This is a genomic window from Vibrio sp. A1-b2 (genome assembly GCF_021726015.1).
Taxonomy (GTDB): domain Bacteria; phylum Pseudomonadota; class Gammaproteobacteria; order Enterobacterales; family Vibrionaceae; genus Vibrio; species Vibrio diazotrophicus.
The window spans coordinates 863,741-878,632 of the sequence record NZ_JAKKCI010000001.1; the positions used below are offsets into that span (position 1 = coordinate 863,741).

The window sequence follows — 14,892 nt, forward strand, 5'->3', positions numbered from 1 at the left end:
CAAACTGATAATTGGGGCTCAATGCTATCCTATTCACTAAGACAGAGACTAAGCCCCTAAGAAATTACAAAAAGTTCTTACCGTAATCCATTGGTGAAATACCAAAGTAGCTTGCTAGGCTTTGACCGATATCAGCGAATGTTTCGCGACGGCCTAATGAACCCGGAGCCACTTTCTTACCGTAAACAATCACTGGGATGTGTTCACGAGTATGGTCAGTACCTTGCCATGTTGGGTCACAACCATGGTCAGCCGTCAGGATCAGTACATCATCTTCTTGCATTAATTCTAGAACTTCAGGCAGACGCTTATCGAAATATTCGAGTGCTGCGGCATAACCTGCTACATCACGACGGTGACCGTAAGCTGAGTCAAAATCAACAAAGTTAGTGAAGACGATAGTGTCATCACCCGCTTGTTGAATCTGCTCTAGTGTTGCTTCAAACAACGCAGGAATACCCGTTGCTTTCACTTTCTTAGTGATACCGCAGTTTGCGTAGATGTCTGCGATCTTACCGATAGACACTACGTTGCCCTGCTTCTCTTCAACCAGCTTTTGCAGCACTGTTGCTGAAGGTGGCTCAACAGAAAGGTCGCGGCGGTTACCCGTACGCTCAAATTGGCCTTTACCAGCACCAACGAATGGACGCGCAATAACACGACCAATGTTGTAATCCGCCAGTTCTTCACGGGCAATTTGGCAAAGCTCAAGTAAACGATCTAGACCAAAGGTCTCTTCATGACACGCGATTTGGAATACTGAGTCAGCAGAAGTATAGAAGATAGGCTTGCCAGTCTTCATATGTTCTTCACCTAGATCATCCAGAACCTGCGTACCAGAAGCGTGGCAGTTACCTAGGAAATCATCCAGACCTGCGCGAGCAAGAATGCGATCAGTCAGCTCTTTAGGGAAACTGTTTTGTTTGTCGGTGAAATAGCCCCATTCAAACAGAACAGGAACACCAGCAATTTCCCAGTGACCAGACGGAGTATCTTTACCAGAAGACAGCTCAGCCGCATGACCATAAGCACCTATGATGTCTGCTTTATCATCCAATCCCGGAGCAAAACGACCAGTAGACTCTTTGTGCGCCATTGCAAGACCAAGCTTGGACAGGTTTGGCAATGTTAGTGGACCTTTACGATCAGCGTTGTCCGCTAAAGCTTGTGCACATTGATCAGCAATGTGCCCAAGTGTATCTGCGCCAACGTCACCAAAATCTTTAGCATCCGCGGTTTCGCCGATACCGAATGAATCTAAAACTAAAATAAATGCTCTTTTCATAACTCTTTCCTCACCAATCTTTCCTGAACGAACTACACGTCTTCTGCACGGATCTGACGGTAAACATCAGGAGTTGGGACGTATTCACCACCGACTTTAATCGCATTTTGTAGTGCGTTTGCCGCTTCTTGCCACTGCTCTTCACTACGAGCGTGAATGAACGCTAACGGCTTGTTGCTATCTGCAACTTCACCAAGGCGAATGAAGTTATCAAAGCCTACTGCGTAATCGATAGTATCTGTTGCTACACGACGACCACCGCCCATACCAACCACAGCCATACCAATCGCACGAGTATCCATAGCCGATACCACACCCGATTGAGCTGCGTAAACAGGTTTGATGATTTGAGCTTTATCTAAGTAGTTTTCGTAGTTTTCAACGAAGTCTGCTGGGCCACCAAGTCCTGCAACCATCTTACCAAAGCGCTCTGCTGCTTGGCCGTTGTCCAATACTGCTTGCAGTTTTTGACGAGCTTCAACACTGTCTTTGGCAAGTTTTCCTAGCACCAACATTTCAGCACAAGAAGCCATAGTTACTTCAAGTAGACGAGGGTTACGGTATTCGCCCGTTAGGAAACGAACCGCTTCACGTACTTCAACAGCGTTACCCGCAGAAGAAGCCAATACTTGGTTCATATCCGTTAAAATTGCCGTTGTTTTGGTACCAGCACCATTCGCAACCGCAACGATAGATTTTGCTAGTTCTTCTGACGCTTCATAAGTTGGCATAAATGCGCCAGAGCCTACTTTTACGTCCATCACTAATGATTCAAGACCTGCGGCTAATTTCTTCGAAAGAATAGAAGCAGTAATCAGCGAGATATTATCAACGGTTGCTGTGATATCTCGTGTTGCGTAAACGCGTTTATCTGCTGGTGCTAAATCACCAGTCTGACCGATGATCGCCACACCTGCTTGCTTAGTCACTTGACCAAACACGTCATTCGTTGGAGTGATGTTATAGCCAGGGATAGACTCTAATTTATCAAGAGTACCGCCAGTGTGGCCTAATCCACGACCAGAGATCATAGGAACATAACCACCGCAAGCCGCAACCATAGCGCCTAGCATCAGTGAAGTTACGTCACCCACACCACCTGTCGAATGTTTATCAACAATCGGGCCATCAAAGTTCATATGGCTCCAATCGATAACCATGCCTGAATCACGCATTGCACAAGTCAGTGCGATACGCTCTGGCATGGTCATTTCACGGAAGAATACAGCCATTGCGAAAGCTGCAATTTGTCCTTCAGAAACCGTGTTATTCGCCACACCTTGAATGAAGAAGTTGATCTCTTCTGTGGTCAGGATTTCTCCATCACGTTTTCTTCTGATTATCTCTTGTGGTAAGAAAGTTTGAGGTAAATACATTAGTGCCTCCCTAGCCCCGAACCAATTGGATGGGTAGCTATGGTTTTTTACTATTTAGAAATGAAGATGGCGCAATGCGCCATCTTGTAAAACAGAACGATTAGTAAGCCGCTGGATCAGCTTTCTCGTTTGTTACTTCTAATGTATTTAGTAGATTGGTTAGCAGGCTTGACGCACCGAAACGGTAGTGACGGCTGTCCACCCACTTATCACCTAGGATTTCGTCAGCCATCGCTAGGTAATCACGAGCATCTTCAGCTGTACGCACACCACCTGCAGGTTTAAAACCTACAGTTTCAGCAACGTTCATGTCACGAATCACTTCTAACATCATACGTGCGTATTCAGGCGTTGCGTTTACTGGCACTTTACCTGTTGAAGTTTTGATGAAGTCTGCGCCTGCTTCGATAGAGATTTGTGACGCTCTTTTGATTAGTGCTTCTTCTTTTAGCTCACCCGTTTCGATGATCACTTTAAGAAGAACAGTTGAACCACAAGCTTCTTTACATTGTTTAACTAAGTCGAAACCTACTTTCTCGTTACCAGCAATAAGAGCACGGTAAGGGAAAACGACGTCTACTTCGTCAGCGCCGTATGCTACTGCTGCTTTCGTTTCAGCGACTGCAATTTCCACATCGTCATTACCGTGTGGGAAGTTAGTTACTGTTGCAATGCGAACTTCTGGGGTGCCTTGCTCACGAAGGGTCTTCTTAGCAATAGGAATAAAGCGAGGGTAAATACAGATTGCAGCAGTGTTGCCTACGGGGCTTTTTGCATCATGACAAAGCTGGATTACTTTCGCATCCGTGTCATCATCATTCAGTGTTGTTAAGTCCATCAGTTTAAGTGCACGTAGTGCTGCTACTTTTAAATCGCTCATTTCTAACTCCGATCAATATATTCAATTAGTTCACTACCAAGGCGACTGTCATACGTCTATTTTGATAGCCACAAATGAACGGACTTGGTTCCTTGAAGACTCGGTGAGTGTTTAAAGTTCACCAATTGCTATCCTTGTCACCGCACAGTACCCATTTGGGTCTATGGCACAACAATCTGTGATTGCGGTGTCTTTCAGTTTCAGTATTAGGCAGTTTCAGTTTTAGACATTCACTACCTTTCAAAAACGCCGTAGTGGTTGACCTATCCAATTGGCTTCACTACGTCGTTTTGATATTCGCTTACTTCCTTCGGCAAGTGAATACAGTATAGATATTTATCACAAAACTGTAGTCCCATTCGAAGAGCAAACGGTTTGTATCTCAAAAATGGTCAATTTCTGACATCCTTGAGACACAAGGCTTTTCAATGCAATCCATTACAAAAAATCACTCTTTGTCATGCCCTGAAAAGCAAAAACACCCCGCAGCAATATTCTTGCTACGGGGTGAGATTAAACGGCGTCTATATATCGTTCTCTAAATCAAATTAGAAAGAGATAAAGAAGCCAGCAATTGTTGCAGCCATCAAGTTAGATAGCGTACCAGCAATCACTGCTTTGATACCCATACGAGCGATATCGTGACGACGAGTCGGAGCTAGACCACCTAGACCACCTAGTAGAATCGCGATAGAAGATAGGTTCGCGAAACCACATAGAGCGAATGAGATGATAGCTTGAGTCTTAACAGACATTAGCTGACCAGTTGCCGCAACTACTTGAGCGTTTTCACCCACGTATGGTACGAAGTTTAGGTAAGCAACGAATTCGTTTACAACCGTCTTCTGACCGATGAATGAACCTGCAATTGTTGCTTCTTCCCATGGCACACCGATTACGAATGCTAGAGGAGCAAAGATCCAACCTAGAAGAAGTTCTAGAGTTAGCTCAGGCATACCGAACCAACCACCTAGGCCGCCTAGGATACCGTTTAGAAGAGCGATCAGACCGATGAATGCGATTAGCATTGCACCAACGTTCAGAGCAAGTTGTAGACCTGCTGCTGCACCGCCCGCTGCTGCGTCGATAACGTTAGCTGGTTTGTCGTCGCCACCTTCAAGAGCATCTTCAATGTTCTCTTGTGGTTGATCAACTTCAGGGAAAAGGATCTTAGCGAACAGTAGACCACCTGGTGCCGCCATGAATGATGCTGCAACTAGGTACTCTAGTGGAACACCCATTGATGCGTAACCCGCAAGTACACCACCAGCAACAGAAGCCAAACCACCACACATTACTGCGAACAGCTCAGATTGAGTCATTTTTGGAACAAATGGGCGAACAACAAGTGGAGCCTCAGTTTGACCAACGAAAATGTTAGCTGCTGCAGACATAGATTCTGCGCGAGATGTGCCTAGAGCTTTCTGCAGACCACCACCTAGAATCTTAATTACCCATTGCATGATGCCTAGGTAGTAAAGAACCGAGATTAGTGCAGAGAAGAAAATCAGTGTTGGAAGAACACGGAAAGCGAAGATGAAACCGCCGCCACCGAATACTTCGAACATCTTGTCAGAAACAAGACCACCGAATAGGAAAGAAGTACCGTCATTACCGTAGTTAATAACGTTAGATACCCCGTTTGAGAAACCAGCAAGTAGATCGCGGCCCCATGGGACATAAAGTACAAATGCACCTAGTGCAAATTGGATAGCGAATGCGCCACCCACGGTTCTTAAGTTAATAGCTTTGCGGTTATTTGAAAGTAGTACTGCGATTGCAAGTAAAACGATCATACCGACTAGGCTCATAAACGTACTCATAGTTTATGGCTTCCTTATAGTTTAATTTGGCGTGTTAAACATTGGGTTGTTTTCGGGGTGCGATTATACGCATCTCTCACCGCAAAAAGTAATATATGCATCACGCATTTTTAGGTAATGGTTCAACATTACATTCAAAAACAAGAAGCAAGTCACAATAAAACCCTAAAACAGCGGGATTTTGACCTTATCAGCAACATATAGCCAACAAATTGTAGTCTACATTCGACAAAACGCTGCAACCGTTTGCCCATAAAAGAAGATGACAAATTCTCGAGTTTTAACGACAACTTCCTAACACTTACCACCCAACTTGGCGAAAAACACTGATTTTAATCTCAGGCAAAACATGAGTGCTCCATCACACTTGAATGTTACATTTTTCACTCAACCTCACTACAAATTTGTATTCAAACGCACATTCAACACCGTGCAAATTAGAAGACGATTCATCCATACATATAACCAATAAGTTGGCTTACCATTTGCTTAGTGAGCTGAACGCTATGAAAACGGCGGATAGCAAAGTAACTAAATCGTCATTTTGCACTATTTTGGTGATTCAAATCACATATATGGTGAGTCTAATTTCTTGTAAACGCTCGGAATTAACAAATAGACATACATTTATGGCTAATTAGTTCCTTCCTTTACAAAAAAATGTGATTTGGTGTGAGGTATTCGACTTTTTTTTGCAGCGCAAACGATAAACTTATACACGATCAAACTAGCTCACCAATAATTCATTCAAACTATTGATATTTTGTTTTTTTGGGTTTGTTGGACTTTTGTTAAAGGTCAGCAGTCTCTCGTCTAGTACAGTGGTATTGCAACATAGGTATATAACAGTGAAAAAATCTATTATAAAAATCTCAGCACTTGCTTTAGCGGTTTCGTCATTTCACGTATTCGCAGAAGCAAAACCAGCCGTAATCTATGATACAGCGGGTAAATTCGATAAATCGTTCAACGAAGCGGTATATCAAAATGGTGTAAAAGTGATGGCTGCGGAAGGTACTGAAGTTCGCGAATTTGAACCTCAAAATGAGGCTCAACGTGAACAAGGTCTTCGTCGTTTAGCAAGCCGCGGTTTTAGCCCTATTGTTGCAGTAGGCTTTAATATGGCATCCGCTGTAGAAAAAGTGGCAACTGAGTTCCCAGACATTCACTTCACAATTCTTGACTCAGTTGTTGATAAACCAAACGTTCAATCAATCGTATTTAAAGAGCACGAAGGTTCATTCCTAGTGGGTGCACTTGCTGCGAAAGCGTCAAAATCAGGCGTAGTTGGCTTCGTTGGCGGTATGGATATCCCTCTTATCCGTAAATTCCAATGTGGTTATGAGCAAGGTGCTAAATACACCAACCCAAGCATCACTGTTCTACAAAACATGACAGGTTCAACTCCAGCAGCGTTTGCTGACCCTGCAAAAGGTTCTGAGCTTGCTAAATCTCAATTCTCTAAAGGTGTTGACGTTGTTTACGCGGCAGCTGGCGGTACTGGTCTAGGTGTTTACCAAGCAGCGAAAGATGCAGGCAAACTAGCGATCGGTGTTGACTCAAACCAAAACCACCTACAACCAGGCACAATGCTAACTTCAATGGTTAAGCTAGTAGGTGCAGCTTCAGTTGATACTTGGAAAGAAGAGATGAACGGTACTTGGCAACCTGGTATCAAAGCTCTTGGTCTTAAAGAGAATGCGGTTGACTGGGCATACGATGACAACAACAAGTCTCTGATCACTGACGAAATGAAAGCTTACATGGATACGCTAAAAGCAGACATTATCGCAGGCAAAATCAAGATTCACGACTACATGTCTAATAACAAGTGTGAGTACTAATTTAGTTCTTAATACTTAGTTAAAACAATACGTTCCGTTTGGAAATGTCATACGCCGCTGCTTGCTCAGCGGCGTATGGTTTATTTGGCTGCTCGATCAAGCGCATCCATTTGAATATGGCCTTAGGGTCTGTTGACCTCATTAGTTCAGGAAGTTTTTACGTGACGCAATCTCAAAACTATGCCATCGAGCTTAAAAAAATCGATAAACGCTTTGGTGCCGTTCACGCGAATAAAGCTATCGATTTAAAAGTTCCAGCAGGTACGATTCACGGCATTATCGGTGAAAATGGCGCTGGTAAATCCACCTTGATGAGCATCATCTACGGTTTTTATACACCAAACTCAGGTGAGATGTTTGTCGATGGTAAACCATATAACCCTAACAACTCTCAAGAAGCGATTGCCGCAGGGATAGGCATGGTTCACCAACACTTTATGTTGGTTGATACCTTCACGGTTCTTGAAAACGTCGTTCTCGGCGCTGAATCAGGCTGGAAACTAGAAGACAGCTTAAAAGCAGCAAGAAAGAAACTGCACCAAATAGAAAAAGACTACGGTTTAGATGTTCCACTAGATAAATTGGTTGGTGACCTACCTGTTGGTTTGCAACAGCGAGTAGAAATTCTTAAAGCTCTCTACCGCGATGCAAAACTGCTTATTCTTGATGAACCAACTGGCGTGTTAACACCTCAAGAAGCGGATCACTTATTCGCAATTCTGGACAAACTTCGTAGTCAAGGCACAACGGTTATCATCATCACTCATAAACTGCGTGAAGTACTGGCTATTACCGACAACATTTCAGTCATGCGCCAAGGTCAGATGGTTGCCGATGTAAAAACCTCAGACACCAACCGCGAAGAACTTGCAGAGCTGATGGTAGGACGTAAAGTTCGCCTAAAAGTTGATAAGTCTGAAGCCAAACCAGCCAAAGAGTTACTGAAGGTAAACAAGCTAGGCTACGTCGATCACAGCGGTGTTAAACGCGTAAAAGACATCAGCTTCTCTGTTCGTGCAGGCGAACTGGTCGGTATTGCAGGAGTATCCGGTAATGGTCAATCAGAGATCTTGTCGCTACTGTCTGGCATCTTAAAGCCAACATCAGGCAGCTTTGAACTGAACGGTCACACGATTTCTGTCGATAAACCAGCGGATCCACAGCAAGTGAGAGCTATGGGTGTGGGTCATATTCCAGAAGATCGCCACAAGCAAGGTTTGATCAATAAATTTGAAGCTCAAGAAGCTTACATCTTGGGCTATCACAATCTGCCAAAATACAACAAAGGCTTACTGCAAGATAAAGCCGCTATTTCGAAGATTTGCCAAGAGAGCATGGATAAATGGGACGTTCGCCCGAATGATATCCACCTAAAAACAGCAAACTTCTCTGGCGGTAACCAGCAAAAACTGGTGATTGCCCGTGAAATGGAAGAGAACCCAGATGTCCTTCTGATTGGTCAACCCACTCGTGGGGTGGACATTGGCGCAATTGAGTATATCCACCAGCAAATCATTGCTAGCCGAGATGCAGGCAAAGCCGTGCTATTAGTCTCGGTAGAACTGGATGAAATCCTCAGCCTTGCGGATCGCATATTGGTTGTGTTTGATGGCGCTATTGTCGGTGAACTGCAAGCTCATCAGGCCGATGAGAAAACATTAGGTCTTATGATGGCAAACATCATTCCAGACCACATAAAAGAGAGTATTGCCCAAGGAGAGACGGCATGAGTCAGGCAAAAGTGCCCGCTTGGGTAACCATTGCGCTGTTACCTGCGATTAACGTTTTGGTCGCGTTTTTAGTTTCAGCTTTGTTGTTTATTTATATTGATATCAATCCATTAGATGCCATCAAAGTCATGTGGACAGGGGCGTTCGGTTACGCTGAAGGCTTCGGTTACACCCTTTACTACACCACTGGTTTTATCTTTACAGGTTTAGCCGTTGCAGTGGCCTATCACGCAGGGCTATTCAACATCGGTGTGGAAGGTCAGGCATATATTGGTGGTCTGGGTGTCGGGATAATCTGTTTAACCCTCGGCGAGTACGCTCCTTGGTATGTAGTATTTCCTGTAGCGGTTATCGCTGGCGGCATTTTTGGTGCGGCTTGGGCGTTTATTCCTGCTTACTTACAGGCAAAACGGGGTTCTCATATCGTTATTACAACGATCATGTTTAACTTCATTGCAGCTTCGCTTATGGCATACCTTCTAGTCGACATTCTGAAGCCAGAAACCACGATGGCAACAGAAAGCCGAGTATTTGCACAAGGTAGCTGGCTACCTAAAATGCACGAACTGTTTGCTATGTTTGGTATTAACGTTGCGCCAAGCCCACTCAACATCAGTTTCATTTTTGCTCTATTGTGCTGTGTGTTTGTATGGCTGTTCATTTGGCACTCTCGCTGGGGCTACGAGATTCGTTCTATTGGCGCTAATGCATCAGCTGCATCTTATGCAGGTATTAACTATCTGAAGATTATTGTCATCACTATGCTGCTTTCTGGCATGTTGGCAGGCTTCTTTGGTATTAACGTGCTGCAAGGTGAACTGCATCAGATCAAACTGAACTTCGTAGAAGGGTTTGGCTTCACTGGTATTGCAGTAGCTCTGATGGGGCGAAACCACCCTGTAGGTGTTGTTCTCGCAAGTTTACTGTTTGGCTTCCTCTATCAGGGCGGTGCTGAGCTGAGCTTCGATTACGGTGTTGACCGTAACATCGTTGTGGTACTGCAAGGTCTGGTCATTCTTTTCTCTGGTGCGCTTGAGTACATGTTCAAACCTTCAATTGAACGCATTTATCTGCGCTTATTTGGCAAACAAGAACATGGAGTTGCGTAATCATGTTTGAAACCATCATTTTAATGGCTGATGCCACAATTCGTGTTGCCACCCCGCTTATTCTTGCCGCTCTAGCCGGTATGTTTAGTGAGCGTTCAGGTGTAGTAAACATCGCACTGGAAGGTAAACTTTTGGCAGCCGCTTTCGCAGGTGCTGCGACAGCTTACATCACTGGCTCAGCTTGGCTGGGTGTTTGTGCTGGTGTGCTGGTGTCTATTCTGCTTGCCTTACTTCACGGCTTTGCTTCGATTACACACCGTGGCGACCAAGTAGTCAGTGGTATGGCAATCAATATTCTTGCGACAGGTTTAACCGTAACTCTAGGACGTTACTGGTTTAATCAAGGCGGTCAAACACCAGCGCTTTCTGGCGATGCTCGTTTTGCACCAATAACATTACCTGGCGCTGATGCCTTACAAGATGTTCCTGTTGTTGGGCTCATTTATTCTGAGCTAATGAGCGGTCACTCGATTATTGAGTACGTAGCTTTAGCGGCAGTACCTTTGTCTTGGTACGTATTGTTCAAAACTCGCTTCGGCTTACGTTTAAGAGCAGTAGGTGATTCTCCGGCAGCTGTGGATACAGCCGGTATTTCTGTTGCGGGCATGCGTTATAGTGCCATGGTGATCTGTGGATTATTGGTGGGTTTAGCTGGCGTGTACCTCTCTGTAGGTCAAACTGCGCAGTTCATTCCTAACATGAGCGCAGGTAAAGGCTATATGGCTCTCGCTGCTCTTATCTTTGGTAAGTGGCGCCCTGTGACAGCTATGGCAGCCTGTTTGCTGTTCGGCTTCCTTGATGCGCTGGCAATTCGTCTGCAAGGCGTGAGCGTTGGTGACTTCCCTATTCCGGTTCAAGCCATCGAAGCGTTGCCATATATCTTGACGGTATTTCTACTTGCTGGATTTATTGGTAAAGCAGTTGCGCCAAAAGCGATTGGTGTTCCATACACCAAAGAGCGCGAATAACGATTTAATCTTTTACTTAAAACAAAGGGAGCGAATTTCGCTCCCTTTTGCTATTCATCGTTCCCAAACAGCTCAATACTGTTTGTCCAAAGCTGTGATGCCAGTTGTTCTTTATTCGTGTCTCTCAGCGCCGCCAACTCTTCTAAGACATCAATTAAGTACTTAGGATGATTCGCCTCGCCTTGCCTGCCGGATAACGGCATGTCCGGTGCATCGGTTTCTAAAACCAAAGACTCTATCGGTAATTGACTGATCGCTTGTCGAGTTTTATTAGCTCGTGGGTAAGTAATCACTCCGCCTACACCGATTTTAAAGCCAAGGTCGATAAACTGTCTGGCTTGTTGTTCACTGCCGGAAAAAGCATGTAACACACCACCTTGAGTAAAGCGATGTTGTTTAATTAATTGCAGCAATCGATTATGCGTTTTGCGGCTATGCAGAATTACCGGAAGACGAGCGTGTTGCGCCATGGCTAGTTGGGCGATGAAAACACGCTCTTGGAGCGAGGTATTGACCTCAACCATAGCGTCTAATCCACATTCGCCTACGGCAACACAAGCGCTTTCTCGCAGTGCTAATTCATCTTCTAACAGCTGCAACTGTTCATCGGCAAAGTGTTCAAGAAAATAAGGATGAAAACCGAGGGCGTATCGAAGGGTTGCTGGGTATTGTGCCGCGAGATTTTTCACTCGCAGCCAATTAAAAACACCAACCGATGGAATAAGGATTTTATCTACCTGAGCATGCGTTGCGGCAGACATTTGCTCCGGAAACGAAGCGGCAAACTCATCAAAATCAAAGTGGCAATGGGTGTCAAACAGCCGCAGCTTATGATTTTTCAATGTCTTTGCCATGAGCAGGGTCTTTGTCATGGCTCGGTTCTTTATCATGAATTGGATCTTTACGATAAGGAACGCAACAACGTTTTTGATCTGGCGTTAAACCCATGCTTTGACACCAATCATCATAGCGTGCCAGCCATTTTTTAAACCAAGTTAGCATAACAACCTCATCTATAGGCTTATTGTTCTTCTCGTTTGAATACTAGCTCTGTTGCTGTCGATTCAGCGGCACAATAGTAGTAGCCCGCAGTGTCAAAAGATTCCAACTGCTTCACCGACTCAATACGGTTTTCAATAATGTATCGCGCCATCATACCGCGAGCTTTTTTAGCAAAGAAGCTGATCACTTTATATTGACCATTTTTGCAGTCTTTAAACACAGGAGTGATTACTTGAGCGTCTAAAGCTTTTGGTTTAACGGCTTTAAAGTATTCATTCGAAGCAAGATTGATCAGCACATTATCTTCTTGTGCCTTAATTGCTTCATTTAGCTTGTCGGTAATGATGTTGCCCCAGAATTGATACAAATTGCTGCCACGTTCATTACCCAGCTTAGTACCCATTTCGAGGCGGTAAGGCTGCATAAGATCGAGAGGCTTCAACAAACCGTATAAACCTGACAGCATACGCAGATGATTTTGCGCATAATCTAAATCCGCTTCAGACAATGTTTCTGCTTCGAGACCTGTGTAGACATCGCCTTTGAAAGCAAAAATCGCAGGGCGAGAATTATCAGGTGTGAAAGTTTCGGTCCACTGCTCAAAGCGTGCCACGTTCAAACCAGCAATTTTGTCACTGACTTTCATTAAGTCGGCAATATCTTGTGGCGTTAGTGTACGGCACACTTTAATTAATTCCGCAGAATGCGAAGTCAACTCTGGCTGGGTAAAGCGCGTTGTTGGCAATGGAGATTCATAATCCAATGTTTTTGCTGGAGAGACCACGATAAGCATAAGGTTTCCTTTATAAATTCTGTTGAGCTGACTTTTATTGCTTTTGAACGATAGCTTACAAAAAAAGCCATGCAGTGTCTGCATGGCTTTTCCAATCTATAACATCGGTACTATCTATTAGTGTACTTAGTTTGCTTTAGTCGACTTCGATTGATCCCAGATTCCATCTTCTAGTTGAGTTTTTAGTTCTGGGTAGTCATTGGCATTGAAAGTCGGTACTTTGCCAGCGTCTAGCTGACGGTTGTAGTCTTTCGCAAGCTTAATTACGGTTCCAGACAGAAGCAGAATCGCAATCAAGTTAACAATCGCCATCAAGCCCATAGAAACATCGGCCATAGCCCAAACCGTAGGCAGTGTCGCTAACGCACCAAACATCACCATACTTAAGAAAATCAGACGAAATACGACTAAACCTTTCTTGTTATTGTGCTCAAGGAATATCAGGTTCGTTTCCGCATACGAATAGTTCGCAATGATTGAGGTGAAGGCAAAGAAGAAAATCGCCATTGCAATAAACACGCCGCCCCAATCACCAACTTGTGAGCTTAGTGCACGTTGTGTTAGTTCGATACCTGTAATTTCACCGTGCGGAACATATTCACCAGACACTAAGATGATCGCCATAGTCGCTGAACAGATCACGATAGTATCTACGAATACGCCCAGCATTTGCACATAACCTTGAGACGCAGGGTGTGGAGGATAAGGCGTTGCAGAAGCCGCCGCATTCGGCGCAGAACCCATACCCGCTTCGTTTGAGAACAATCCACGTTTAACACCGTTGATCATTGCCTGTGCAATCGCATAACCAAGGCCACCAGCGGCAGCTTGTTCAAAACCAAAAGCACTTTTAATGATCAGAGAGAACACAGCAGGCACTTTCTCAATGTTCATGAACACGACCACAAGCGCAATTGCTAGGTAGGCGATAGCCATAAATGGGACGATAAGTTCAGCGGTTCGTGCAATTTTACGAATACCACCAAAAATTACGAAGGCAGTTAGTAGCACAATACCAATACCCACCATCATCGGATCAAAACCAAATGCATTATTCATCGCATTTGAAATCGAGTTAGCTTGTACTGCATTGAACACCAAGCCAAACGCAATGATAAGGAAGATTGAGAAAATCACCCCCATCCAGCGCATACCCAAGCCTTTTTCCATGTAATAAGCAGGGCCACCACGGTAGTTGCCATCCTTATCACGTGATTTGTAAAGCTGAGCAAGAGTACTTTCTGCGAATGAAGTCGCCATGCCTAGCATCGCTGTCATCCACATCCAGAAAATCGCACCAGGGCCACCAACGGTTAATGCAACCGCAACACCAGCCATGTTACCTGTACCTACACGCGCAGCAAGACTGGTACAAAGAGCTTGAAAAGAAGAAATACCAGCATTGTCAGCTTTACGGCTGTTTCTCAGCACACTAAACATGTGCCCAAAATGGCGAAATTGGATAAAGCCTAAACGCAAGGTGAAATAAATACCGACACCAACAAGGAGATACACCAGTATCGATCCCCAAAGCAGGTCGTTCATTAAGTTAATTAAGTCTGTCACAAAAACCTCTAAAAAGAGTAAGTATTAGAACCTGAAAATAAAAGTTAGCACTTTAACTACACGCTCGCTGGCTGCGATTTGCTTTTATAATGGTGTGTAGTTCAGGAGAATGAAGACACCTTATCGGTTTAGGTATCTATATGATGGGCGAGAATAATGCAGGCAGGGTTGTTAAAAATCAATATGAGTTAAGTTGCACTTATGAGAATCCGTAAGCGCTATTCGTAGAAACAACACCAAGTAAAAATCACACAAACAAAACATTACCATTACATTAATAAAACATTACCTCCCACACCAAACTTATGTCATGCACAATAAGTTGAAGTCACATTCAGCCTTATAGCTCTATATGCTCCATCACAAAATGATTTCTAATTGCGGAACTTGAAACATTTAGAAACCTAGCGACCAAATATTAATCAACCGACAATCCCACGGCCTAGATTAGTAACTTTTCATTAACATCAGCCAATTATCAATAAATAAGAAACTTGGTATCCAACCGGTTAAATA

Annotated in this window: 12 protein-coding genes; 4 read left to right on the forward strand and 8 right to left on the reverse strand. The window is 44.2% G+C overall.

What is annotated here, in order from left to right; genetic code table 11:
- Positions 1-64: 64 nt before the first annotated feature.
- The 4 genes from L3V23_RS03955 to L3V23_RS03970 all read right to left on the reverse strand — a co-directional run bounded on the left by L3V23_RS03955 (position 65) and on the right by L3V23_RS03970 (position 5,364).
- Positions 65-1,285, reverse strand: a complete 1,221-nt coding sequence (locus L3V23_RS03955) for a phosphopentomutase (RefSeq protein ID WP_237291934.1) — start codon at positions 1,283-1,285, stop codon at positions 65-67.
- A gap of 32 nt (positions 1,286-1,317) precedes the next feature.
- Positions 1,318-2,661, reverse strand: coding sequence for a thymidine phosphorylase (gene deoA / locus L3V23_RS03960; RefSeq protein WP_237291935.1), 1,344 nt, complete (start codon positions 2,659-2,661; stop codon positions 1,318-1,320).
- 100 nt (positions 2,662-2,761) lie between these two features.
- Positions 2,762-3,541, reverse strand: a complete 780-nt coding sequence (deoC, locus tag L3V23_RS03965; RefSeq protein ID WP_237291936.1) for a deoxyribose-phosphate aldolase — start codon at positions 3,539-3,541, stop codon at positions 2,762-2,764.
- Between the two features lie 548 nt (positions 3,542-4,089).
- Positions 4,090-5,364, reverse strand: a complete 1,275-nt coding sequence (locus L3V23_RS03970; RefSeq protein WP_237291937.1) for a NupC/NupG family nucleoside CNT transporter — start codon at positions 5,362-5,364, stop codon at positions 4,090-4,092.
- A gap of 848 nt (positions 5,365-6,212) precedes the next feature.
- Here L3V23_RS03970 and L3V23_RS03975 point away from each other — a divergent pair.
- The 4 genes from L3V23_RS03975 (at position 6,213) to L3V23_RS03990 (ending at position 11,015) form a co-directional block, all read left to right on the forward strand.
- Positions 6,213-7,208 carry a BMP family ABC transporter substrate-binding protein gene (locus L3V23_RS03975; RefSeq protein WP_219725539.1) on the forward strand — a complete coding sequence of 332 codons (996 nt, stop codon included), beginning with the start codon at positions 6,213-6,215 and terminating at the stop codon, positions 7,206-7,208.
- A 161-nt stretch (positions 7,209-7,369) separates the two neighbouring features.
- Entirely contained in the window at positions 7,370-8,938 is a 1,569-nt protein-coding gene (locus L3V23_RS03980; RefSeq protein WP_102940438.1) for an ABC transporter ATP-binding protein, read from the forward strand.
- Entirely contained in the window at positions 8,935-10,047 is a 1,113-nt protein-coding gene (locus tag L3V23_RS03985) for an ABC transporter permease (RefSeq protein WP_102954401.1), read from the forward strand. The genes L3V23_RS03980 and L3V23_RS03985 overlap by 4 nt, the downstream gene beginning before the upstream one ends.
- 2 nt (positions 10,048-10,049) lie before the next feature.
- A complete protein-coding gene (locus tag L3V23_RS03990; RefSeq protein ID WP_102954402.1) occupies positions 10,050-11,015 on the forward strand; it encodes an ABC transporter permease in 966 nt (321 codons plus the stop codon).
- A 50-nt stretch (positions 11,016-11,065) separates the two neighbouring features.
- Here L3V23_RS03990 and L3V23_RS03995 read toward each other — a convergent pair whose 3' ends face one another.
- From L3V23_RS03995 to L3V23_RS04010, 4 genes are all read right to left on the reverse strand, one after another.
- Positions 11,066-11,869 carry a TatD family hydrolase gene (locus tag L3V23_RS03995; protein WP_180980309.1) on the reverse strand — a complete coding sequence of 268 codons (804 nt, stop codon included), beginning with the start codon at positions 11,867-11,869 and terminating at the stop codon, positions 11,066-11,068.
- Positions 11,844-12,017, reverse strand: a complete 174-nt coding sequence (locus L3V23_RS04000; protein ID WP_180980153.1) for a DUF5363 family protein — start codon at positions 12,015-12,017, stop codon at positions 11,844-11,846. The genes L3V23_RS03995 and L3V23_RS04000 overlap by 26 nt, the downstream gene beginning before the upstream one ends.
- A 19-nt stretch (positions 12,018-12,036) precedes the next feature.
- A complete protein-coding gene (gene yaaA, locus L3V23_RS04005; RefSeq protein WP_102954447.1) occupies positions 12,037-12,810 on the reverse strand; it encodes a peroxide stress protein YaaA in 774 nt (257 codons plus the stop codon).
- Positions 12,811-12,936: 126 nt separating this feature from the next.
- Positions 12,937-14,376: a sodium:alanine symporter family protein gene (locus L3V23_RS04010; protein WP_102954404.1), complete on the reverse strand. Its 1,440-nt coding sequence runs from the start codon at positions 14,374-14,376 to the stop codon at positions 12,937-12,939.
- Positions 14,377-14,892: the final 516 nt, after the last annotated feature.